This is a genomic window from Sphingomonas sp. PvP055, from assembly GCF_040546365.1.
GTDB lineage: Bacteria > Pseudomonadota > Alphaproteobacteria > Sphingomonadales > Sphingomonadaceae > Sphingomonas > Sphingomonas echinoides_A.
Map to the genome: position 1 here is coordinate 605,229 of NZ_JBEPNS010000001.1, position 21,931 is coordinate 627,159.

20 protein-coding genes are annotated in these 21,931 nt (G+C 63.1%); 5 read left to right on the forward strand and 15 right to left on the reverse strand.

Annotation, left to right across the window (positions count from 1 at the left end; genetic code table 11):
- Positions 1 to 113 precede the first annotated feature (113 nt).
- Together ABIC16_RS03085 and ABIC16_RS03090 are read left to right on the forward strand one after the other, a co-directional pair.
- Positions 114 to 2,162, forward strand: coding sequence for a putative bifunctional diguanylate cyclase/phosphodiesterase (locus tag ABIC16_RS03085; protein WP_354290000.1), 2,049 nt, complete (start codon positions 114 to 116; stop codon positions 2,160 to 2,162).
- A gap of 241 nt (positions 2,163 to 2,403) precedes the next feature.
- Positions 2,404 to 4,011 carry an ATP-binding protein gene (locus tag ABIC16_RS03090; RefSeq protein ID WP_354290001.1) on the forward strand — a complete coding sequence of 536 codons (1,608 nt, stop codon included), beginning with the start codon at positions 2,404 to 2,406 and terminating at the stop codon, positions 4,009 to 4,011.
- 91 nt (positions 4,012 to 4,102) lie between these two features.
- Here ABIC16_RS03090 and ABIC16_RS03095 read toward each other — a convergent pair whose 3' ends face one another.
- The 8 genes from ABIC16_RS03095 to fliG form a co-directional block, all read right to left on the reverse strand.
- Positions 4,103 to 4,774, reverse strand: a complete 672-nt coding sequence (locus ABIC16_RS03095; RefSeq protein ID WP_277969543.1) for a flagellar hook assembly protein FlgD — start codon at positions 4,772 to 4,774, stop codon at positions 4,103 to 4,105.
- A gap of 12 nt (positions 4,775 to 4,786) precedes the next feature.
- The gene (locus ABIC16_RS03100) at positions 4,787 to 5,845 is read right to left on the reverse strand and encodes a flagellar hook-length control protein FliK (protein WP_354290002.1); all 1,059 of its coding nucleotides are present in this window, start codon (positions 5,843 to 5,845) and stop codon (positions 4,787 to 4,789) included.
- Positions 5,846 to 6,577: 732 nt separating this feature from the next.
- Positions 6,578 to 8,659, reverse strand: a complete 2,082-nt coding sequence (gene flhA, locus ABIC16_RS03105) for a flagellar biosynthesis protein FlhA (protein WP_277969541.1) — start codon at positions 8,657 to 8,659, stop codon at positions 6,578 to 6,580.
- Positions 8,660 to 8,669: 10 nt separating this feature from the next.
- A complete protein-coding gene (locus ABIC16_RS03110; protein ID WP_354290003.1) occupies positions 8,670 to 9,995 on the reverse strand; it encodes a sigma-54-dependent transcriptional regulator in 1,326 nt (441 codons plus the stop codon).
- Positions 9,996 to 9,999: 4 nt separating this feature from the next.
- A complete protein-coding gene (fliN, locus tag ABIC16_RS03115; protein WP_277969539.1) occupies positions 10,000 to 10,386 on the reverse strand; it encodes a flagellar motor switch protein FliN in 387 nt (128 codons plus the stop codon).
- Entirely contained in the window at positions 10,371 to 11,939 is a 1,569-nt protein-coding gene (gene fliF, locus ABIC16_RS03120; RefSeq protein WP_354292245.1) for a flagellar basal-body MS-ring/collar protein FliF, read from the reverse strand. The genes fliN and fliF overlap by 16 nt, the downstream gene beginning before the upstream one ends.
- A 141-nt stretch (positions 11,940 to 12,080) precedes the next feature.
- On the reverse strand, positions 12,081 to 12,752 hold the full coding sequence (locus ABIC16_RS03125) for a FliH/SctL family protein (RefSeq protein WP_277969538.1): 672 nt from the start codon (positions 12,750 to 12,752) through the stop codon (positions 12,081 to 12,083).
- Positions 12,753 to 12,776: 24 nt separating this feature from the next.
- Positions 12,777 to 13,811, reverse strand: a complete 1,035-nt coding sequence (fliG, locus tag ABIC16_RS03130) for a flagellar motor switch protein FliG (RefSeq protein WP_277969591.1) — start codon at positions 13,809 to 13,811, stop codon at positions 12,777 to 12,779.
- 115 nt (positions 13,812 to 13,926) lie between these two features.
- Here fliG and ABIC16_RS03135 point away from each other — a divergent pair, with 115 nt between their 5' ends.
- Both ABIC16_RS03135 and ABIC16_RS03140 read left to right on the forward strand, forming a co-directional pair.
- Complete coding sequence (locus tag ABIC16_RS03135) at positions 13,927 to 16,662, forward strand: autotransporter outer membrane beta-barrel domain-containing protein (RefSeq protein WP_354290004.1); 2,736 nt, start codon at positions 13,927 to 13,929, stop codon at positions 16,660 to 16,662.
- A gap of 2 nt (positions 16,663 to 16,664) precedes the next feature.
- On the forward strand, positions 16,665 to 17,087 hold the full coding sequence (locus tag ABIC16_RS03140; RefSeq protein WP_354290005.1) for a flagellar basal body protein: 423 nt from the start codon (positions 16,665 to 16,667) through the stop codon (positions 17,085 to 17,087).
- Between the two features lie 57 nt (positions 17,088 to 17,144).
- On the opposite strand, the gene ABIC16_RS03145 is transcribed toward ABIC16_RS03140, so the two are convergent.
- From ABIC16_RS03145 to ABIC16_RS03155, 3 genes are read right to left on the reverse strand one after another with little or no spacing between them, the layout of a single operon-like run.
- Positions 17,145 to 17,567 carry a flagellar biosynthesis protein FlgN gene (locus tag ABIC16_RS03145; RefSeq protein ID WP_277969535.1) on the reverse strand — a complete coding sequence of 141 codons (423 nt, stop codon included), beginning with the start codon at positions 17,565 to 17,567 and terminating at the stop codon, positions 17,145 to 17,147.
- Positions 17,557 to 17,865 (reverse strand): rod-binding protein, encoded by a 309-nt coding sequence (locus tag ABIC16_RS03150; protein ID WP_354290006.1) that lies wholly within the window; start codon positions 17,863 to 17,865, stop codon positions 17,557 to 17,559. Before ABIC16_RS03150 ends, ABIC16_RS03145 begins: the two co-directional genes overlap by 11 nt.
- Positions 17,862 to 18,944: a flagellar basal body P-ring protein FlgI gene (locus ABIC16_RS03155; RefSeq protein ID WP_277969590.1), complete on the reverse strand. Its 1,083-nt coding sequence runs from the start codon at positions 18,942 to 18,944 to the stop codon at positions 17,862 to 17,864. Before ABIC16_RS03155 ends, ABIC16_RS03150 begins: the two co-directional genes overlap by 4 nt.
- A 139-nt stretch (positions 18,945 to 19,083) precedes the next feature.
- Here ABIC16_RS03155 and ABIC16_RS03160 point away from each other — a divergent pair, with 139 nt between their 5' ends.
- On the forward strand, positions 19,084 to 19,485 hold the full coding sequence (locus ABIC16_RS03160; RefSeq protein WP_277969533.1) for a flagellar assembly protein FliX: 402 nt from the start codon (positions 19,084 to 19,086) through the stop codon (positions 19,483 to 19,485).
- Positions 19,486 to 19,518: 33 nt separating this feature from the next.
- Here ABIC16_RS03160 and flhB read toward each other — a convergent pair whose 3' ends face one another.
- The 4 genes from flhB to fliE are packed head-to-tail and all read right to left on the reverse strand — an operon-like array spanning position 19,519 to position 21,925.
- A complete protein-coding gene (gene flhB, locus ABIC16_RS03165) occupies positions 19,519 to 20,580 on the reverse strand; it encodes a flagellar biosynthesis protein FlhB (RefSeq protein WP_354290007.1) in 1,062 nt (353 codons plus the stop codon).
- Between the two features lie 3 nt (positions 20,581 to 20,583).
- The gene (fliR, locus tag ABIC16_RS03170) at positions 20,584 to 21,336 is read right to left on the reverse strand and encodes a flagellar biosynthetic protein FliR (protein WP_354290008.1); all 753 of its coding nucleotides are present in this window, start codon (positions 21,334 to 21,336) and stop codon (positions 20,584 to 20,586) included.
- A 1-nt stretch (position 21,337) separates the two neighbouring features.
- Entirely contained in the window at positions 21,338 to 21,601 is a 264-nt protein-coding gene (locus ABIC16_RS03175) for a flagellar biosynthetic protein FliQ (RefSeq protein WP_354290009.1), read from the reverse strand.
- Positions 21,602 to 21,607: 6 nt separating this feature from the next.
- On the reverse strand, positions 21,608 to 21,925 hold the full coding sequence (gene fliE / locus ABIC16_RS03180) for a flagellar hook-basal body complex protein FliE (RefSeq protein WP_354290010.1): 318 nt from the start codon (positions 21,923 to 21,925) through the stop codon (positions 21,608 to 21,610).
- Between the last annotated feature and the right edge of the window lie 6 nt (positions 21,926 to 21,931).

The following is a 21,931-nucleotide window of genomic DNA, read 5'->3' on the forward strand; positions in this document are numbered from 1 at the left end:
TCCTCACGGCATTTCACAACGGCCTAGGATAACATTCCTATAATGAATTAAAGCGTACCATCATTCGCACGTCGTGCGGCGGCTATCGTGGGATGCGCACAAGAGTGGAGCGCATGGTCGTGTCGTCAATCCCCGAACGGAAGGAGTTACTTCCGGATAGTCCTTCAGTCGCGGCCCCTTCATCGGTTTTAGCGCGCTTTCTCGACAGCCTGTTCCATTGGAGATCGCCGGATAGCCTGCTGATCGAACAGTTTCGAATCCTTCGGCTGCAACTCCCGGCGATGTACCTCACCATCGTCATCAACGTGCTGTTTCTCGTCTTTGTTTCGACACCCAAGGTCGGCAACGCGGTGTTCGTCATGCCGGCGTTCATTGGCTTGGTGATGGTCGTGCGGTTGGGAACGTTGGCGTGGAGGCGAACGCGCAAAACCAGACGGACGATTTCCGAGATCCGCGCCTCGATGATGATCACTTTGTTCCTGGCCGGAACCATCACCACTGGCCTGTATGCCTGGACTCATCTCATCGGCTTGAGCGACGTTCAATCGCGGACGTATGTCCCTCTGTTCACGACACTCTCTACAATCTGTTGCGCCATATGCCTGGCGAGTTTTCCGCTCGCTGCCTACATGGTGGTGGCGGTCGGGACGATCCCCATCTCGTTCTCCTTGATGCTGACGGGCGATACGGTTCTCACTAGCATGGGGGCCAATATCTTGCTGATCGCCCCGTTGATCGTCGCCATGATCTATCGGCAACACCAGCAACTCCGTCGCCTGGTGGCTTCGCGCAGCGAGATCGCGTTGGAAAAGGCCAAGGCCAGCCACCTGGCGTATCGGGATTCTCTTACAGGGTTGCCGAACCGCAGGCGGTTCCTCGACGAATTGGAGCAGGCACTGTCCGCCCTTCCGCGTTCGACCTTGGCGATCGTGATGATCGACCTGGACGATTTCAAGATCATCAACGACATGCACGGCCATCAGACCGGGGACGCGTTGCTCTGCGAGACTGCCCGGCGGTTCGAGCAGCTGGGCTTTGAAAATGCGCTGCCTGCAAGGCTGGGCGGAGACGAATTCGCCGTCCTCCTGAACGGCGTCGATAGTCTCGAGCATGCACGACGGTGTGCCGCCCAAATCGGTGCGGTCTTCGACCAGCCTTTCGTGTTTGCCGGTCAGACGTTCCGGCTGCAGGCTTCGCTGGGCATGGCGTATGACAGGCCCGACGTGACCACGGCGTTGCCGTTGATCAACCAGGCCGACCTTGCGATGTACGAGGCGAAGCGCCGACGGGACGACGCGACTTGTCTGTTTCAGCCGGACATGGAGGTTCCCATCCGGCGTCGCATGCGGATCGAACAGGCGCTTGCCACTCCGGCTGAAACCGACCTGATCCTGCTGCATTTTCAACCTGTGATCGACGCCGCGACCGGTCGCATCGACGCGTTCGAGGCGTTGGCGCGCTGGACCCATCCGACCCTTGGTGTCATTTCTCCGGCCGAGTTCATCCCGATCGCAGAGCAGTCGCGGATGACGGGGCCGCTGACGCTTCACTTGCTGTCGATGGCGCTGCGCGCTGCGGCGTCTTGGCCGCCCCGCATTGGCCTGTCCTTCAACCTTAGTGGTGCAGAATTGAATTCGCCGACCCTCGCGATCCAATTGCTCGCGGTGTTGGATGCGCATGGGTTCGATCCCGGACGCTTATCGATTGAGGTCACGGAAACCGCGCTGCTCAGCGACTTTACGACCGCTCGGGCAGCGCTTTGCGCGTTGCAGGACGGCGGTGTTCGCATCTTGTTGGATGACTTCGGCGCTGGATATGCGTCGATCGGGTATCTGCGCGAAATCAGGTTCGACGGTATCAAGCTTGATGGCAGCCTGATCTCGCCGCTGATGGAAAGCCCGCGCGCGATCGATCTATTGGTTGGCGTCCTGCATTTATGCCTGGCGATCGGAGCCCCGGTCACCGCTGAAATGGTTGAGACAGCCGGTCAGCACGATCTGCTGTGTGCGCTCCGCGTGCAGAAGCTCCAGGGGCATTTCCTGTCCAAGCCCTTGACGGCGGAGCAGGCAATTCATGCGTGCAAGTTCGATGATATTCGGGCGGCGGGGAAAGGTCTCGACCGTCAGTTACGTCTCCGCAGCGCCGGGCCTTCGCATTCATAATCGAGCTGCTTGCACCTTGTTGCGATGGAGGCGGATGCGCCTTGCGACAGTCATCTTCTAAAAGTCTGACGTGTCGACGGCTTCGTCCATCCAGACACGACGGAGATGGCCGCCCGTAACTCAAAATAAAAGCGACGATTTATCAATAATATAATATAGGATAGGTTTGTTTCTTCGACTGTGCTGCATCTGGCAGGTTGCCGATTCGGTAGGCGGCTGCTGACCGCGAGGGCACATGAAAATGGCAAGTACCGTCACTACGAAAGATCGGCTTTCCCATATTAGCGGAGATCGACGCTTCGCCTTACTCGTGGATGCCATCGAAGATTATGCAATCTACATGATCGATCCGGATGGCATCATCGCGACCTGGAACCGTGGTGCCGAACGGATGAAAGGCTATGGCGCCGACGAAATCATCGGGCAGCATTTTTCCTGTTTCTACCCCGCAGAAGAACGTGATCAAGGTGAGCCGTTACGGGCGTTGCGTCTGGCGAGAGAGACAGGGGCCTACAAGATCGAAGCATGGCGGCTTCGCAAGGGGGGCGAGCGGTTCTGGGCCGAAGTCTTGCTGGACCCGATCATCGACGAAGCGGGTGCCATATTGGGCTACGCCAAAGTTACGCGCGATCTGACCGAGCGGCTGGCGGCGCAAACCGCGATCGCCAGCGCACGCGAGGCCGTTGCGCAGGCGCAGCGGATGGACGCAGTCGGTCGCCTAACCGGCGGTGTCGCGCATGACTTCAACAATCTTCTGACAGTGATCCGTGGCAATGTCGACTTGCTGCAGGGACACGTCGGCAACGAAAGCCCGCAGGCAGTCTATTGCGCCGCCATTGCAGACGCGGCGAAGCGCGCGAGCAGCTTGACCGCTCAACTCCTCGCCTTCGCGCGTCGTCAGGCCTTGAAGCCAGTGGCCTTGGATTGCCGGGTCACCGTCGAAGCGTTGATGGACATGAGCCAATCGCTGGTAGGCCCCAACATCGCGATCACGCTTTCCGTACCCGTCGTGTCTTGTCCTGTGATGGTCGATCCAGGCCAGCTGGATACTGCCATCATCAACCTGATCGTGAATGCCCGGGATGCTATCACCGGCCGGGGGGAGGTTCGAATATCGGTGAAACACGTCCCACATCCGATGGAAGAGCGGGGGAACGTCGGTGGAGGCGGTTATATAACGATTACGGTGGAAGATACCGGCAGTGGGATCCCGCCCGACGACATCCCGTTGATTTTCGAACCGTTCTTCACGACGAAGTCCGGTGTCTTCGGAACCGGGCTCGGGCTTTCGCAGGTCTTCGGTTTCATCAGCCAGTCGGGTGGTGACGTCACGGTCGAAAGTACGATCGGAACGGGTACGGCGATCCGTCTCTGGCTGCCGCTGACGCATGAACCGCTGGAGGCACCGGTGCCACACGTCTCCGAGCCAGAGGCATATCGCAACACCGAACGGGTTCTCGTGGTCGAGGACAATGCGGCGGTTGGAAAGCTCACCATCGAAGTTATTGGCGAAATGGGGTGCGCCGCCGTCCTTGTCGGAGACGGCCACGCCGCGCTCGAGGAATTGCGCACGACACGATTGCCGTACGACTTCGTTTTCTCGGACATCGTCTTGCCAGGAATGACCGGATTGGAACTTGGTGCCGAAGTGCAGCGCCTCTACCCCGACACGCGCGTCGCGCTGACAAGCGGGTATAGCGATGCTCTTGTAGAAGAAGGCCCTACCGCGTTCGCCTTCATTCAAAAACCTTACACCGCCGCGCAGCTCGTGCTGTTCATTCATGAGTTCTTGGATCATGCGCGGAGGGACGGAGATACAAGCACCGGCACGCCGCCAGCGTTGCCGTAGCGGTCAGCATCCGTCGGTGCCTGTGATCCCGACGACGTTGCGACGGCTCGGCAGTGCTCGACCTTATCTTGCGCGGCAATCCGCGTTCCGTTCACGGCGTCGCGGCGAGCCGGACGAGCGCAGACATCGGCATGGGCACGCCGTTGACACCGAGTGATACAGATCCGTTTAGCGCGTTGACGTCGCTAACCGTGCCGACACTGTGGATCGTGACCGGGACTGCAACGCCAGCGGCGTTCAGGGCCGTCAGCGACAGGGTGTAGGCACCCGCTGCTGCCTTTCCGCCGTCAGCGAGCGTGCCGTCCCAACCATAACTGCCACTGTTGCCTGAAAGTTCGACCGTACGCGTGTCGACAACCTTACCCGCGGCGTTCGTGATCGACATCGTACCCGATGTCATCGCGCCGGTCCCTGAATAGGTCCAGCTCGCGGGTTTGGCACCCAAGCCCGAGACGGCGGAATTGAACTCCGCTTCGCGACCAATGAACCCCGATGCCTGTGCCATGCTTTGGGTCGATAGGCTGGCGAGGATGTCCTTCAACGTACCGCTCTGCTGCACGGTCTGCTCGACTTGCGAATATTGCACCAGCTGCTGGGTGTATTGTGCGCTGTCCATCGGGCTCAGCGGGTCCTGATTCTGCATTTGCGTCGTGAGCAGCTTCAAAAACATGCTGAAATCGCTGCCGATTCCCTTTGTTGCGGGAGGATTCGCTGTAGCCAGGGTCTGCGAGGTGGGGCTTGTGGATGGGGTGACGACAGACATTGTGCGCGGCTCCTATGCGATAACGTCGTAGCGACCGCTGGTGCGCAGCGATCGGTAGGGGGGTTGTTCGAATGCGGCAGACGTGCCGAAGCCGTCGGGCTCATCCGGTTTCGAGGGCCCGTTTTGCCACGGAGACCGGGACTGTCCGCTTCCGCGGTCCCCGCCGCAATCGAAGCGGAGGCTCTGGCCATCGCTTCGAAAACCGGCATCGCTCAGCGAACGGCTGAGATCCGCGCTGTCCCGGCGCAACATGTCGAGCGCAACAGGACTGTCGGCGGCGATTACCGTCCGCAGGCCGCCGCGATCGTCGAAGGACATGCGTACTTCGATCCGGCCAAGCTCGGCCGGATCGAGGCGAACGACGAGTTCGGCGCCGCCGACCGAGATGCGCCGGGCGATCTCCACCCCAAGGTCCTGCCCGATGTGCCCGGGCTGAGCCGAAATCGTTGGAACATGGGCTGGCGCGCCCGAGGACATGAGCGTCGCGATCGGTGGAACGATGACCGGGCGCATCGGCTCATTTGTCCCATTGCCGACGATCATCGTTGCTGGAGTTGCACCAACATCCGCTTCGGGAAGCAGCACGGTAAACGATGCCGTGGTCGCGGACCCTGCCGGATCGGCAGCGGCCGCCGAGGAGAGTGTCGCTGCGTCCCGTGTCGATACGCTCGTGTCCGCGATGCGGGACCCGGCGAGCGCCGTTGCCGGCGGCGGAACCGGCACCGCCAGGGGAACTGAAAGCATGGGCACCGGTATCGGCACCGCCGTGTCGGTGGTGGTCGTCACCGTCGGCATCGAGGGCTTCGCCGCACCGGCGCTGCGCGGTGATGGTCGGTCTCGGCTTACACGAGCCGACGTGGCCAGTTGCTCGGACCCTATGGCAAGTGAAGGCCGGTCGGATGGCAGAGACGGCGCCGTCGGAATCATGGGAATCGTGCCACCAGTCGGATCGGTCGTGGCTGGCTTGACCGCAATGGTGTGCGACGGATGCTTTTCCTCGGTGACGTCGGGCGATGCGGGCTCCAGGGGCGTGTCGGTCGTCGCCGCCCGAACGCCTGCACCGCGCTCCATGCCAGCGGGCACGTCCGGACTCACCGCAAGCGGAGTTCCAGCCGGCGTTCTGGGTGTGGATCCCGTGCTGACAATACCGGTGCTCTGCGTGTCCGGATTTGCCTTCGCCTTCGCCTGATCTGCAGCAGCCCGTGGGAGGGTGGTTACGGGCGGTGCGGCTTCGGCTAATGGTTCGGGAGGCGCGCTGGGACCGAAGTCCGACCCTAGCCGCGGGGCAACCGCACTGTCGGCTGCGGGCGGTACAGGCACCGCAACGCTTGCCGCGATCGGGGCAGGGATCGTCGTGGCGTGCTGGACCGCAATGGTGACAGTCTGGGCTGCCAGCATGTTGGGCAGAGCGGGCGCTGCGGACGAAAGCAGCGCAGCGCGCACCGCAAGGGGCTCGGCTGGTGGAACGAATGGCGTCGCTGCGGAAGACTGGCCAGACGCAATGTCCAAAGCAACGTCTGGAAGCGTGCTGGCTACGACCGTGTTCGCCGCGGCAACCTGCGTGGCAGTCGCCGTGCGGGGGGCTGGTAGTATTGCGCCATCGCTGGGCGTCCCCGAAGCCATCCCCTCACCGATCGCGCTCGCGAAACCGTCCGACGTCACAGTCGAGGGTGCAGGATCCCGTGACGGCCCTTGTGGCCAGCTTTTTTGTAATCCTGCCGTGGCGAAGTTCATCCGGATCCTTTCCGCGGAACGTCACGCCGCCTATTTCCTTATAGGATAATATATTGCCGAGAGCTGGTTTCAGCCGATCGTGCCGAGTGCACGAATGCGCGCGCGGGCGTGGATTTCGTTCTGCGACAGCACGACGGTCGCTGGCCGGACGCGCTCGATGATCGAGCGTACGAACGGGCGGATCGCGGGGTTGGTCAACATGCAGGGGATTTCACCGCCGGCCGCCAATCGATCGTACGTCTCGCGGACCGAGGCGATGAACGCCTGCAAGCTCGACGGCGCCATCGCGAGATGGCGGTCGTCACCCTGACCGATGATGCTGTCGGCGAATTCCGTGTCCCAATGCGCCGAGAGGGTGATGATCGGGATCGATCCCTCGCGCGTCTGCTGCGCCGAGATCTGCCGGGCGAGCCGACCGCGCACATGTTCGGTCATCTGCGTAAGATTATGGCTGAGCGGTGCGGCTTCCGCGATGCCTTCCATGATCGTCGGAATATCGCGGATCGAAATCCCCTCGGACAGCAGGTTCTGCAGGATCCGCTGGACGCCTGAAATCGAAATTTTGGCGGGCACGATCTCGGCGACCAGCTTTTCCGAATCCTTGTGGATTTCGGTGATCAGCTTGTGCGTTTCGGTGAACGACAACAAATCGGCGATATTGTCCTTCACCAGTTCGGTGAGGTGCGTCGTGATGATCGTGCCACAATCCACGACCGTCAGCCCGCGAACGCCCGCCTCGTCGCGAAGTGCGCGGTCGATCCACAAGGCGGGCAAGTTGAAGACGGGTTCGCGCGTTTCCTCGCCAACGATGCCCAGATTGCCGCCACCGGCGTTGATTACGAGCAGTTTGTCGAGCCTGATCTCGCCGCGCGCCGCTTCGGTTTCCTTGATGTAGACGATATATTCGTTGGCCCGGAGCGCCATGTTGTCGATGATCCGCACCGACGGCAGCACGAAGCCGAAATCGAGCGCCATCTGCCGCCGCAGCGCGCGGACTTGATCATCGAGCCGGGGTTCGGCGTTTGAATCGTTGATCAGCGGCAACAACGCATAGCCGATTTCTAGCCGGACCGCGTCGATCGCCAGCGTGCGCGAGACGGGTTCGTCGACATGTTGCGCGGCCACATCGGCTGTAGCCTCGGCGATCCGTTCGGCGGTCGCTTCGGCCTCGGCACGCTTGGTCATTTTCCAGGCGAGCCACCCGCACAGCCCCGCAAAGGCAGCGAACGGCACGAACGGCAGTCCCGGCATGATCGCGAGGCCACCCATCAGCACCGCCGCCATGCCGAACGCTTTTGGATAACGGCCGAGCTGGACGCCAAGCGCGGTGCCGGTCTTGCCGGTGACGCCGCCCTTGGAGACGAGCAGGCCGGCCGCGGTCGAGACGATCAGTGCCGGGATCTGGCTGACCAGCCCGTCGCCCACGGTCAGGATCGTATAGGTATGGAACGCCTCGCCGATCGGGACGCCGTGGATGACCACGCCGATGATCAGCCCGACCACGATGTTGATCGCGGTGATCATCAATCCGGCGACGGCATCGCCTTTCACGAATTTGGAGGCGCCGTCCATCGCGCCGTAGAAACCGCTTTCCGCCTCGATTTCGGTCCGGCGCGCGCGTGCCTCGACTTCGGTGATCATGCCTGCCGACAGATCGGCGTCGATCGCCATCTGCTTGCCGGGCATCGCGTCCAGGCTGAAGCGCGCGGCAACTTCCGCGATGCGGCCCGACCCCTTGGTGATGACCACGAAGTTGATCACCACCAGGATCGCGAAGATGGTGAGACCGATCACGGGCTCGCCGCCCATCAGGAATTCGCCGAACGCGCCGATCACGCCGCCCGCGGCATGACTGCCCTCATGGCCATGCGCCAGGATGAGCCGGGTCGAGGCAAGGTTGAGCCCTAGTCGCAGCATCGTCGCGATCAGCAGGATCGTGGGGAAGGCGGACAGTTCGAGCGGCTTTTCGATGAACAGCGCGGTCATCAGGATCATCACCGACAAGGTGATCGACAGCGCCAGGCCCATGTCGAGCAACAAGGGCGGCAGCGGCAGGATCAGCATCGCGATGATCGCGATGACGCTGCCCGCCAGCGCGAGATCGCGGTTGATCCCGAAGCGGCGGATCAAGGTGTTGAGGGTTGCGGTCATGTCCGGCGGTTCACAGCGCGGGTGAGACGGGAATCCCCGCCTCGATGAAGGTCTTCAGCTTGTTGCGCATCGTCCGCACCGAAATGCCGAGGATCGTCGACGCCGAGGTCCGGTTGCCGCGGCAATGGTGCAGCGTATGGAGGATCAGGTCGCGTTCCATGTCCTCGACCGTGCAGCCGACGAAGCCGTTGCGGTCGATCACCGTCGCGGGGGCAGCGCCAAGGCTGGCGCCGTCGATCGTCACGATCGCGCTGGCGGCAATGCTGGGATCGCGATTGAGCAGCACCGCACGATGAACGGTATCCTCCAGCTCGCGGACATTGCCGGGCCAGTCGTGCTTCTGAAGCAGGCCGATCGCCTCCTCGCCGAAAGGGCGTGCGGGAACATCGTTGGCGAGCGCAAAGCGATCAGCGAAATATTGCGCCATCGGGACGATGTCACCCGGCCGCGCGCGCAGCGGCGGCACCGCGATCCGCACGAGGCCAAGGCGCGCGAGCAAATTCCCCTGGAACAGGCCCTTGGCAACGCGCAGGTCGAGATCGGCGGCCGTACTCGCCATGATCCGAGCGCGGAGCGCGGACGGTTCGACAATCGGATGATGGACATGCTGCCCCTGCAACGCCGTAAGCATCCGTGCCTGGATAGCGGGCGACAAGGCTTCCACGTCGCGCAGGAACACCGTGCCGTCATAGGCTTCCTCAAGCCGTCCCCGCCGCCGCGCGATCGCACCGGGAAACGCCCCGACCTCGTGACCGAACAGTTCCGATTCGAGAATGTCGGTGCTGGTGCTCGCACAGTCGATCGCAACGAAGCGCCCGCGTCTCCCGGACGCGTCGTGCATCGCGCGTGCGAAGATTTCCTTCCCGCAGCCCGCTTCGCCGACGATGAGGAGCGGGGCATTCGAATGGGCCATCGCCAAGCCGAGCGCGAGGGCGCGGCCCAGCGCCGGGTCTTCGCCCACCATGCGGGTGCCGTGCTGCGCGACCGACAGGATGGCCGCGGCAATCAAGTCGGCCTGCGGCGGGAGCGGGACATAGTCGCGCGCGCCGGCGCGGATCGCAGCGACGGCCCGGTCCGCGGGCGCATCGATCCCGCAAGCCAGCACGGGGACGGCGATCCGTTCCGAGCGGAGTTGCGCAATGAAGCTCCCGACGTCTTCGGCGATATCGATCATCACGATATCCCCACCGTCGTCGCGCAGCATCAGCAAGGCGGTCTTCGCGCAGTCGGCCAGCGCGACATGCGCGCCTGCGTCGCGCGCCATCGCGGCGGCAAGGCGAAATTCGCTTCCGGGGGCACCGACGAGCAGCAAGTGAATCGGGCCGGTGGCGTGCATCGGTTCAGCGCTCCTGACGAACGATTTCGGTCAGCGTCACGCCGAGCGAATTTTCGATCATGACCACCTCACCGCGCGCGATCAGGCGGTTGTTGACGAAGATGTCGACCGGCTCCCCGACGCGTCGGTCGAGCTCGATGACCGCTCCCGCCTTCAGCTGCATCAATTCGCCGATCGCGATCCGCGCGCGTCCGAGGACTGCTTGTACCTTTACCGGTACGTCATAGACGGCCTCCAGGCTCGCTGGCCCCTCATCCGCCTTGGCGGTGCTATCAGGGCTGCCAAAGTCCTCCAGGGGCGGGAATTCGCCGGGCATGACTTCGGTCGCGGTGACGATGTCGTGCTGTTCGGTATCCATGGTTTCGAAGCTCTCCATCACGTGTTCATCCATTGGCGGATCACCGACGCCGCTTCAGCAGGGCTGCCGGAGATGGCGTCGCCGATCTTCTTGAGCGACGACGACTTGATGCGGCCGTCGACTTGCGCGAGCGCGATCTCCTGATCGAGCAAAGCGGTATCCTCGCCGGCGTCGCGCATCGCTTCGATCTGGAGCATGGCGTCGGGCTCGCCATTGGCGGCGCGTGTGGCCAGCGCTTGGGTCTCGGACGCCTGTGCGGCGAGCAACCGCACTTCCTCGGCCTGCTGCGCGGCGGTGATCTTGGGGCGGAGCATCTTGAGCGCGATCAAACCGACCGCACCGATGACCAACAGCTTGAGCAGCCCGAACAACTGGTCGCTCGATGCCCAGGAGAACCAGCCTGGCTTGGTGTCGGCGAGCGTGTCGACGGCGGCAAAGGTCATGTTCTCTACGACCACGCTGTCGCCGCGGGTGGCATCGAACCCGACCGCATTCTGGACCAGCCGGGTAAGCCGTTCGATCTGTGGGGCGGGCAGGCCCTTGCGACCGCCATCGACCATCACCGCGACGGTCAGGCGGCTCAACTTGCCGGGCGATCGCACGGTCACGGTATGGGTCTGGCTGTTCTCGTAGGTCGTGTCCTCGGACGTTTCGTTGCGGGCCGACTTGCGGCTGTCGCCCGTTGCTCCGGGAACGGCGGGCGTGCCCTGGTTCTCCGGCAACTGCGTCGCAACCGAGGCCCCTGGCGCGCTAGCGCCATTTTCGTTGCTCTGGTCGCCGCTTTCCACCGTGATCTGATGGCCGATCACTTGCTTGTCGGGATCGAACACGCTGGTTTCCTCGCGCGTCTGGTCCCGCCCGACCTGAGCGGAAACCTCTGCACGGACCTTGCCGGCGCCGACGATCGGCTCGAGCATCGCCTCGATCTGGGAGCGCAGGCGGCCTTCGATACCGCTTTCGCGATCGTCCGCCTGCGACGCCCCCGCTTCGTCGGCTTCGCCTGCACGGGCGAGTAGGGCACCGGACTGATCGACGATCGACACCTGTTCGGGCGATAGTTCTGGAACCGAGGATGACACGAGATAACGGATCGCCTGGACGGCGGCCGCCGGGAGCTTACCGCGCGTTTTCAAGGTGACGGCGGCAGTCGCCTTGCGCGATTCCGCAGCGAACATGGCGCGTTCGGGCATCACGATGTGCACGCGCGCACGGGCCACGCTATCAAGGCTTTCGAGCGACTTCTCGAGCTCGCCCTCGATCGCGCGCGTCTCATTCATGCGTGCGCGCGAAGACGACACGCCGAAGGGCTGTTCCGCGTCCAGCACGTCATAACCGACTTTGCCGCTCAATTTGTCGGCGGCCATCGCCATCCGCAGTTCGGGGAGCTTATCCTTTGGCGCCATGATCGAGCTGCCATCGGCGGACAATTGAAACGGGATGTTTTGCGCGGTCAGCTTGGCGGTGATCGACTGCGCGACGGCCGGATCAAGGTCTGTGTAGAGAAACCCCATCTCGCTCGAGCCGCCCCGCAGCGCGACCGCCGCCAACACGCCAAGCAACGCGAGCGCAACGCCGCCCATCATCATCAAGCGGCGCGTGCCGAGCTGGGCGATGAAGTTTCGCAATCCGTCCAAGGTCATCCCCGTTCATGCAGCGGGGCTACATTCCCCATCCTCCATTATAGGATAGGTCGACGGAAAGTTTTGCCGGGTAGGAAATTCTTGCCGTCAGACGGGCTGGGCGACGGCGAGCGGCTGATCGAGTCCAAGCTCGCTCAGGATCGCCGCACGGCGCGCGGCAGCGTTCAGCGCCAACCCGCCCTGCTCCCAGGATATCAGTGCATCGCCGACTGCGAGCGTCGGGTCGGCAACCACCGTAAGAGCGAGCCGACGCCGTTCGCGGCTCTGGTGACCGGCGATCAGTTCTTCGGTCTTGTCGACCAGCGCGGGATGGACGCGGATCTGCAGTTCCTGCCCGCGCGCAACCTGCGTCAGCACGCGCGCGATCGCTTCATCGATCGCGATTGCGGGATCCATTTGCAGCGCACGCGCCGCCAGACCATCCGCGGCGGCCATCGCGACGTCGGCTGCGGCGGTGGCAAGCCGCCGTTCGATCGCGCCAAATTCCTCCTCAATCGCTTCGATCGACGCCTGCATCGCATCGGTCGCAGCCAGCATGGCAGCGGCTGTTTCCTCACGCGCCTGCGCGAGGCCCCGTTCGAAGCCATCTGCCCGTGCGACTGCGGCACAGGTATCACGCTGCGTGGTCAACAGATCGATTTCTGCGCGCAACGTGATGACCAGCTCGACGGCGTCCGCCGGGAGGAGGGGGGCGCCAGCCTGCGGCATTGCGAATACGCGATCGAAGGCGAACGGCTTGACACCGAAGGAAATATCCATCTCTCAACCTTATCCCGAATTGCGCTAGATGATCATCGTGTCGTCGCTCTTCGGGTCGACCAGCATGATCTCCCCGCGATCGGCGAGGGATTTTGCCAGCCGGACCAGCGCGCTTTGTGCTTCCTCGCACTCACGTGCGCGGACCGGGCCCATGCCTGCCATGTCTTCCTTGAGCAGTTTGGCGGCGCGGTCGGTCATGCCTGAGAAGAACAGCTCGCGCATTGGCGGTGGCGCGCCCTTCAGGGCCAGCGCCATCTCGCGCTTGTCGGCGTTGCGCACGATTGTGGCGATCGCCGGCAACATCAGGTTGCCAAGATCCTCAAAGGTGAACATCAGCGCACGAATGCGCTCGGCAGCTTCGGGTGCGCGCTCGTCGAGCGCCGTCAGCATCGCTTCCTCGGTCGCGCGGTCCAGTGCGTTGAACACTTCTGCCATCGTTTCGTGCGGATCGCGTCGTTGCGAGCGCGCAAGGTTGCTCATGAACTCGCTCTTTAGGGTGTGTTCGACTTCGATTAGCACCTGTTTTTGGACGGTATCCATCCGCAGCATGCGCAAGATGACATCGACCGATAATTCGCGGGGCAACTCAGCAAGCACGCGCGCACCATGGTCAGATTTCAGCTTGCTCAGGATCACCGCGACGGTTTGTGGGTATTCATTCTTCAGATAGGTTGCGAGCACTGTTTCGCTGACGTTGGACAGTTTATCCCACATCGTCCGGCCGGAGGGGCCGCGGATATCTTCCATGATTTCCTTGACGCGATCGTCGGGCAGGATCCCGTCGAGCAGCCGCTCGGTCGTTTCGAACGACCCATGGAGCGAGGCCATGCTGGAGATTTCCCCCGAGAACTGGACCAGCAGATGCTCCACCACCGCCGACGGGACGCGGCCAAGCTGCGCGATCGCGCTCGATAGTTCGCGCACCTCGTCACTCGACAGCAACTCCCAGATCGGCGCGCCATGCTCCTTGCCGAGAGCAAGCATCAGCGCGGCGGCCCGCTCATGGCCAGAATACTTCTTGAGTTCGGGTGGCTGGGTGATCGGCGCCATCATACTCATTCGAAATCCAGTCGTAACGGAAAAGGTCGCCAATAAGTGAACGATGAAGCGTTCTCGTGACCGGCCTTCACCTATTATAGGAGTATGACGGACAAATCTCCGGGAAGGTCATGACGTGGCGATAAATCTTTCCAACGGCCTCGCGGCCTTGTCGATGCTTTCCGGGACCAACAGTTATACCGGTTTCGGGGCGATGCCCGCCGTCGATACGCTGGCGGTGCGCAAGGCCAAGGCGCAATTCACCCTAGCGGTGACGACGCCGCCCTGGAAGCAAACCGCGAGCACCACGCCGGAATCGACCCAGGTCTCCGCGATCAAGCGGCTGGCGACGATTATCGATAACACCGTTTCTACGCCGAACGCCGGGTCCGCCGACGTCCAGACCGCGTTCACGACGTACAAGGCGCTCGACAAGCTCAAGCTGCTTGCTACCGCCGCGGCGCGCACCACCGCCTCGTCGGCGGAACGCGCATCGCTGCAGGCTGCGTTCGGCAAGGGGCTCGCGGATCTTCAGACGTTTCTGGGGCAGGCGAGTTCGGACAAGGTCGAACTGTCGTTCGCGTTGCCGACACGTCGCGCCGAAACGGTGTCGCTCGCGAAGTCGGACCCGGTAAAGTTCAGCGGTACCGGCATTCTTGCGACGCGTGATGCGGCCCTCCCGAGTCTGACCGGGTCCGAGAAGTTCACCGTTACCCTCGACAAGCCTGGCGCGACCGATACCTTCACGGTCGATTTGACGAACACCGTCCAGCCGCCGACGCTCGATTCGGTTTCCAATGCGATCAACGCGGCAATCACGGCGGTTCCCATGCGCAATGCGGATGGCTCGGTCATTCTCGACAAGGACGGCAACTTTACGCCACGTTGGCTGGTCCGGTTCGTGCCGGACAAGAGTTCGGGAAAGTGGGGATTTGCCGTCAACGCGCCGAATGGCTCGGAACGCGTTTCGATTGACCAGATCGGTGCGCCTGACTCGCTCGTGGTCGCCAGCGGGCAAACCGCGGTTGGAGCGCCGGCGGTTTCGACGATCCTGCGGTTCGACGATCTTGCCGGAACGATGACGCGCAAGACGATCGCCACGATTGCGGGGATCGACACTGCGGCCACCGCAACGGCCAAGCTGACGGCCGCCAAGCCGGTCGTCGGTGCCGCTACTGTTGCGCCGTTGCAGGCAACCACCACCACGCAGGCAATCGCTACCGATGCTGCCGGCTTCAGCTATGCCGTCGGCACCAGCAGCGGTGATTTTCAGTCCAATCGCTCGGGCGGAAACCAGGATCTGTTCCTCACAAAGCTGAGCAGCGAGGGCGCGGTCGTCTGGCAGCGCAGCCTCGGCGCCTCGAGTGGCGCGCAGGGTGCCGCCGTCGCCATCGCCGCGAACGGAGACATTACCGTCGCCGGTACGGTGAACGGTACGTTCGACAGTTCCAGTTCGGATGGCGACATGGTCGTCGCGCGCTACAATGCCATGGGGGACGAGCGGTTCACCACCGTGATCCACGCCGCCGGCGCAGACACCGCCAATGCAATCGCGGTAGGCGCGGACGGATCCATTTTCGTCGGCGGAAAGTCGGCGAACGGCGGCGGCGATGGCTTCCTTGCGCGGATCGATTCCGCCGGTAGGCTGCAAGAGCGTCGCACGATCAACGAGGGCGGCAGCGAGTCCGTCACTGCGCTGGCAATCGGCGCGGACGGGAACGTGCTTGCGCTGACGAGCCATGATGGCAACGCCGTGGTGCGCCGGATCAGTGCGACCGCACTTGGCACGGATCTCTCCAGTCTGTCGTTAGGCCACGCGGATGCGCGGGCGATTGCGGTTGCAGCCGATGGCACGATTGCGGTCGCAGGGGCAACGAGCACGGCGCTGACCGGTGCCCAGGCCAATGCGATGGCGGGCGGTCGCGACGGGTTTGTTACGCGCATCGACAGTGCGCTGAGTGCAGGCACGACGTCCTATCTCGCGACCGGGGCAGACGACCAACTCGACAGCGTGGCGTTCATGAACGGTGCGCTGTATGTCGGTGGGCGAACCACCGGGGCGATGGATGGCACGCGGCGCGGCAGCGTGGACGGGTTTGTCGGTCGGATCGATGCGACCAATGGTGCGATCCAAAGCGTGACACAGTTCGGCCAGGCGACGTTCCAGACCGAGCCCGTGCGCGTTGCCGCTGGCGTTGGAGACGATACCGTGCTCGGCGCGCTCGGTCTGCATCGTGGTGCGCTCAATCCGGAAACGTCCGAGAAGCTCGTTGCACAAACCAGCTTGCGCGCAGGCGACGAATTCTCGCTGCGCATTCAGGGGGGCGCCGCCAAGAAGATCGTGATCCAGGCAGACGATACGCTGACGACGCTGGGCGATCGCATTCGGCGGTTGACGGGCTCTAAGGCAACGGTCGCCACCGCGACGGTGAATGGCGCCTTGGTGCTGCGCATCGATGCCAAGACCGGATCGTCGGTCGCGCTCGTCGCCGGTGCCAAGGGAAAGGACGCGCTTGGCAAACTCGGCCTTGATCCGACGCGCCTAGCGGTCCCGCCGCTTCCCCAGAGGAATGCGCCGAAGGTCCGACCCGGCGGCAATTTCGGACTCGCGCTGACCGAGGCCTTGAACGTCTCGACCAGCAAGGACGCGGCGGCAACGCTGAGCGTGATCAACAATGCGATCTCGACGACACAGACCGCCTATCGGTCGCTTTATTGGGACGCCGGCAAGGTCGCGTTGACGAACGGCGCGGCGCCCAACTCGGCCGGGACACCCGCGCAGCAGGCGCAACTTGCCAGCTATCAGGCAGCGCTCAACCGGCTGACGCCCGTCGCCGACGGCAGCATAAGCACGTTCTTCACAGGATTTTGATCATGTCCATTTCGACGCCCCCCTTGCTGGCCGGGATAGGCCAGGCGATGCGACATTTGTCCGATCGGCAGCGCGTCATCGCGCAGAACATCGCCAATAGCGAAACGCCCGGCTTCAAGGCGCGCGAGATGCCAGCCCCCAATTTTTCCAGCCTCGTGTCCGCGCAGGACACCGGCAAGCCAGCCGTCACGCGTCCGCGCATCCAGTTGAGCAACGGGATGTCTGCGCTGGGTGCGCGTCAACCGATGAACGGGAGCATCACCATCGATTCCGACGTTTCCGAGACCAAGCCGGATGGCAACAATGTCGTGCTGGAAGACCAGTTGCTCAAGATGGGCCAGATCCAGGCCGATTTCGCGACGATGACCAGCCTGTATCGCAAGCAGATCGGCTTGCTGAAATCGGCGATCGGGCACGGGCAGTGAAACACGGTCGGCCAAGGTCCCGGACACCGGGCTTGGCCGACCGCAATCGCGTCGCGGTTACAGGTTTGCGTTGACCGAGATCGGCGTCGCGAGTTCGACCCGGGATACGATCCCGCTCGCGCCATAGATTGCGCTGCGCATGCCGGACAGGCGCCGCGCTTCGGTCGCGACCGCGGCCATCATCTCGGTAGAAAGATCGATCTGGCGCTGCAGGACACGCGCGTTCGCCTCCGCCGATCCGCAAAGCTCTCGAATCGCCGCGCTCATCGTGTCGCGTGTTTCGTCGTCGAGCGTCGCCAGCCAGTCGGCGCGCGTCCGATCGTGCGTAGCGGTCGCAATTTCGAGCGAGGCAACGAGTTTGATCTTGGCCGTTGCCATCTCGGCAAAATCGCTGTGGCGGGTCGGTGACACGAGACGCGCGGTCTCCTCGTCCATGATCGCAGTCAGTGATTGGATGATATCGATGAACTCACTGGCCATTGCCGGATCCCCCTTGCATCTTGATAATCTGCGCCATGACGGCGGGTGCCAGACCGACACCCCCGTTCTTGGCAATTTCGGTACCGAGCTTTTCGGCCAGGATTCCGCGAAACATCGCTTCGCCGTGCCCGCCGGAAAACTGGTCCCCGACGTCCACGCTTTCCATCATCAGCTGAGTCATCTGGCCGAGAAAGACGGCTTCGAATTTCTCGGCGGTCTGCTTTGCGTTTGTGATCTTGGGTGAGGGCGGCGGCGTGGCCGCCGCACTGGTTTGCAGCGCTGGTGGTACCGACATCATTGCACCTCGATTTCCGCCTGGAGCGCACCCGCGCTTTTGACCGCCTGCAAGATTGTAATCAAATCACGCGGGCTGACGCCTAGGCGGTTGAGCCCGCTGACAAGCGACTTGAGCGAGGTCCCGCCGGTGAGCAGCGCGAGCGACCTGCCGCCGCCGTCGTCGACCGCGATCTTGGTCCGGGGCAGGATCGCGGTGGTGCCGTTCGACAGCGGTGCTGGCTGCGAGGCGACCGGCGATTCCGAGATGCTGATGGTCAACCCACCCTGCGCAATCGCAACCGGACTGATCTGGACATCGGTTCCCATCACCACCGTCCCCGATGCTTCGTTGATGACGATCCGGGCGCGTTGATCGACCGTCACTTCGAGATTCTCGATCGCCGAGACCAGACTGATCAACGATCCGCTGAAGCCGCCGCGTGCCGCGATCTCGACCGTTGCAGGATCGAGCACTTCGGCCGCGCCACCGAACCGTGCGTTGATGACCGCTGCAATGTGTTGCGCGGTCGTGAAATCGGGATTTTTGAGCGCCAGTTTCAGGCTGGTAGCATTCTTGAAGGCGAAGTTGACTTCGCGTTCGACGATCGCGCCGCCGGCAATCCGCGCCGAGGTCGAGACGCCGCGCGTAATGCTTGCGCCGGCGCCCTGCGCCTTGAACCCGGACAACGCTACCGGTCCCTGCGCTACGGCGTAGATCTCACCGTCGAGCGCGCGGAGCGACGACACGAGCAACGTTCCGCCTTGCAGACTGGTGGCATCCCCCAGAGACGAAATCTGTACGTCGATCTGCGACCCGGCGCGCGCGAACGGCGGCATGGTTGCGGAAATCGAGACCGCGGCGACGTTCTGCGTCTGCATCCGGGTGCCTCGAATGTTGACGCCCATGCGCTCGAGCATGGCCTGCATCGATTCTTCTGTGAACGGAACGTTTCGGATCCGGTCACCGGTGCCGGCCAGGCCGACGACGAGGCCATAGCCGACCAACTGGTTGGGCCGGACGTTCTCGACGTCGACGATGTCTTTGATGCGCGGTGCGGCCAGCGCGGCAACCGGCACGAGCATTGCCAGCAATGGGGCCATCAATGGAGCAAACAGCAGCACCGGAACCCGCCTCGAAACACAAGCAATGCGCATAAACATCCTGGTTTGGTGGAAATAGTTCACTTCTCTTCTTATAGGATAATAAGGAGCTTCTTTCGCGTTCCGGACAGGAGAAACCTTGCGCATCACCGGTCTTTCGCCGCCGATCCAGACTTTGCTCCTGACGGCTTTGCCGAAGGTGGCGCAATTTGCCACGGCGGAGGCGGCTGTGCTGCCGCCCACCCCGGCCGCGGCAGCGGCCCAACCGGTCAGTGTGGAAATGCTGGTGACGCTTGCCACCGTGGAGCCGTCGATCGATCGTCGGCGGCGGGTATCGGTCGACGCCGATCGTGGGTTGCGCGCGCTGGAGCGGCTCGAGGCGGCCTTGGCAGCGGGTCTGCCGGCGGTGGAACCGTTGCAGGAAGTGGCGGCCTGGTCGGCCGAACAGCGCGCGCCGGAGGACCCCCAGCTCGCCGGGATCGTCCGGGATCTGGAGCTGCGCGTCCGGATCGAGCTGGCAAAACACGAATTCATCGTCTGAAGGCGCTGCGTGCTGCTGGCGGGGACGGTGTCGTCAGACGCGCCGTTTGGCAAGCCGCATCACATAGCCGATGATCTCGGCCACGGCCTTGAAATGCTCCGTCGGGATCGGCCGGTCGATGACCGCGCTGGCGTAAAGCGCGCGGGCAAGCGGCGGGCTTTCGACAATCGGTACGCCGGCCGCCTTGGCGATATCACGAATACGCAGCGCGATTTCGTCCATGCCCTTGGCGACTACGACGGGCGCGGCCATCGCGCCGTGGTCATATTTGAGGGCAACCGCATAATGCGTGGGGTTGGTCACGATGACGCTCGCGGTCGGTACCGCGGCCATCATCCGCTGGCGTGCGCGCTGGATGCCGATCGCACGGATCTTGCCCTTGATCTTGGGATCGCCTTCGCTTTGCTTGTGCTCATCCTTCACCTCTTGGAGCGACATTTTCATGCGGGTGATGAAGGCGCGTCGTTGATAGACGAAGTCGAACAGTGCGAGCAGTCCCACCAGAATGCCGACCGTCTTGATCATCGCGCTGACGATCGCGCCTGCCGTATCCGCGATCGTCAGCGGTTCGGCGCCGATCAACTGGTCGAGCGCAACGAGGTGCGGCCGCACCACCATCGTCGCAACGGTGATGACCGCCACGAATTTCGCGAGCGTCTTGGCGAATTCGATCAGGGCACGCTTCCCGAGCATCTTGCCCAAGCCGGCGACCGGGTTGAGTTTCGAGAACTTCGGCTTCACCCGCGACCAGGACAGGGTCGGGCTGCCCTGGACGAACAGGATCAACAGCGCGAACCCGAACAACAAGCCCAGGATCGGCATCATCGCGCGGAACACCGCAATCAGGACTCCGGTGACAAAGGCCTGCGCGCCGTCGCTGTTCAGCGGATAATCGTCGGCATTGCCCCAGAGCCGCACTAGCATCGGCCCCAATTGTGCAAGTGTCCAACTGCCCATTCCCCCGGCGACGATGATCGCGGCGACGAACATCACCGCGTGGCGCATCTCGGTGGATGTAGCGACGTCGCCCTTGGCGCGCGCATCGCTGAGCTTCTTCTGGGTCGGATCCTGAGTCTTCTGATCCTTGTCCGCCACGGCTCAGACCCAACCCGTGTGAAGCCAAGCGACCATCGCGGCTGAAAAGGCGGTCAGGATCGAACCGATCAGCGTCGCGAACAGCGCCATGCCGAGCAGCAGGTTGAGCGGCTGTGCGATAAAGAAGATCTGGATCGCAGGGGCCAGCCTTGCCGAGAGGCCGAGCGCCATGTTGAACACGATTCCATAGATCAACAGCGGCGCCGCGAGGCTGATCGAGAGCGTCATCGATCGGCCGATCGTGAGAATCGCAAGCTGCGCGAAATCGGCTGCCGGTGGCAGGCCGCCGACGGGAAATACGGTGTAGGAGTGGACGATTGCGGTGATCCACAAATGGTGCACGCCCATGCCCATGCAGACGACCGCAGCGGCAACGCTCATCAGCTTGGACAGGACCGACGCTTGTCCACCTTGCGCGGCATCGTTGATCAGCGCCGACGACAATCCCACCTGGAGGCTGATGATCGACCCCGCCATAGCGGCGGCGAGGAACATGATCTTGATGATCATGCCGATCGCAAGGCCGGTCAGCAATTCGGCAATGAGAATGCCGGGCAGGGCGGTGCTGTGCTGCGCGATCGGCGCGATCCGTGAGCCGAGCAGGCTCCACAGACCGGCGGTCATGCCCAGCGCGAGCATCAGCCGGATCTTGCCCGGGATCGCGTCTTCGGAAAACACCGGCAATAGCATCAGCACTGCGCCGACGCGCGCGAACAGGATGAAGAAGGCGCTTGCCTCGGCGGGAAACCCCTCCATCTCAGCCGCTGACGATGTGGTCGCAAAGCTGCGCCATGAACGTGGACAAGGCATGGCCGATCATCGGCAACGACAGCAGCATTACGATGCCGATCGCCAGCAGTTTGGGGACGAAGGTCAGCGTCATTTCCTGAACTTGCGTCAGCGCCTGGAACAGGCCGACCACGACACCGACCACCAGCGAGGTGAGCAGCATCGGGCCGACGATCGTCAGCACTAGGATCATCCCGGCTTGCGCCAGTTCCATCGCGTCGAACGGCGTCATGGCGGATCAGATCTGCATGCGCATAATTTCGGAATAGGCATTCACCATCCGGTCCCGCACCGCGACCACAGTGTCGAGCGCGGTTTCGGCGGCGCCGACGGCGGTCACCACGTCGATCAGGTCACCCTTGCCCGCAACCTGCTTGGCGCTGGCGCTCTCGGCGCTGCGCATGTTGCCCGCTGCGTCGGTCACGAGTTTCTCGATCATCCCGCCGAAACCGCTGCCGGTGCCCGGGGTTGTTTCGGATTCGGTGATCTTGGGTAGCTTGGTCGCGCCAAGGACGCGGCCATAGGCCGAGGTTGCGTCAAATGCTCCGATCGACATGAATCA

Coding starts and splice junctions, on each gene's coding strand:
- ABIC16_RS03085 (WP_354290000.1), top strand. CDS start 114: ATGGTCGTGTCGTCAATCCCCGAACGGAAGGAGTTACTTCCGGATAGT.
- ABIC16_RS03090 (WP_354290001.1), top strand. CDS start 2,404: ATGGCAAGTACCGTCACTACGAAAGATCGGCTTTCCCATATTAGCGGA.
- ABIC16_RS03095 (WP_277969543.1), bottom strand. CDS start 4,774: ATGTCTGTCGTCACCCCATCCACAAGCCCCACCTCGCAGACCCTGGCT.
- ABIC16_RS03100 (WP_354290002.1), bottom strand. CDS start 5,845: ATGGAGCGCGGTGCAGGCGTTCGGGCGGCGACGACCGACACGCCCCTG.
- flhA (WP_277969541.1), bottom strand. CDS start 8,659: ATGACCGCAACCCTCAACACCTTGATCCGCCGCTTCGGGATCAACCGC.
- ABIC16_RS03110 (WP_354290003.1), bottom strand. CDS start 9,995: ATGCACGCCACCGGCCCGATTCACTTGCTGCTCGTCGGTGCCCCCGGA.
- fliN (WP_277969539.1), bottom strand. CDS start 10,386: ATGGATGAACACGTGATGGAGAGCTTCGAAACCATGGATACCGAACAG.
- fliF (WP_354292245.1), bottom strand. CDS start 11,939: ATGATGATGGGCGGCGTTGCGCTCGCGTTGCTTGGCGTGTTGGCGGCG.
- ABIC16_RS03125 (WP_277969538.1), bottom strand. CDS start 12,752: ATGGATATTTCCTTCGGTGTCAAGCCGTTCGCCTTCGATCGCGTATTC.
- fliG (WP_277969591.1), bottom strand. CDS start 13,811: ATGAGTATGATGGCGCCGATCACCCAGCCACCCGAACTCAAGAAGTAT.
- ABIC16_RS03140 (WP_354290005.1), top strand. CDS start 16,665: ATGTCCATTTCGACGCCCCCCTTGCTGGCCGGGATAGGCCAGGCGATG.
- ABIC16_RS03145 (WP_277969535.1), bottom strand. CDS start 17,567: ATGGCCAGTGAGTTCATCGATATCATCCAATCACTGACTGCGATCATG.
- ABIC16_RS03150 (WP_354290006.1), bottom strand. CDS start 17,865: ATGATGTCGGTACCACCAGCGCTGCAAACCAGTGCGGCGGCCACGCCG.
- ABIC16_RS03155 (WP_277969590.1), bottom strand. CDS start 18,944: ATGGCCCCATTGCTGGCAATGCTCGTGCCGGTTGCCGCGCTGGCCGCA.
- fliR (WP_354290008.1), bottom strand. CDS start 21,336: ATGGAGGGGTTTCCCGCCGAGGCAAGCGCCTTCTTCATCCTGTTCGCG.
- ABIC16_RS03175 (WP_354290009.1), bottom strand. CDS start 21,601: ATGACGCCGTTCGACGCGATGGAACTGGCGCAAGCCGGGATGATCCTA.
- fliE (WP_354290010.1), bottom strand. CDS start 21,925: ATGTCGATCGGAGCATTTGACGCAACCTCGGCCTATGGCCGCGTCCTT.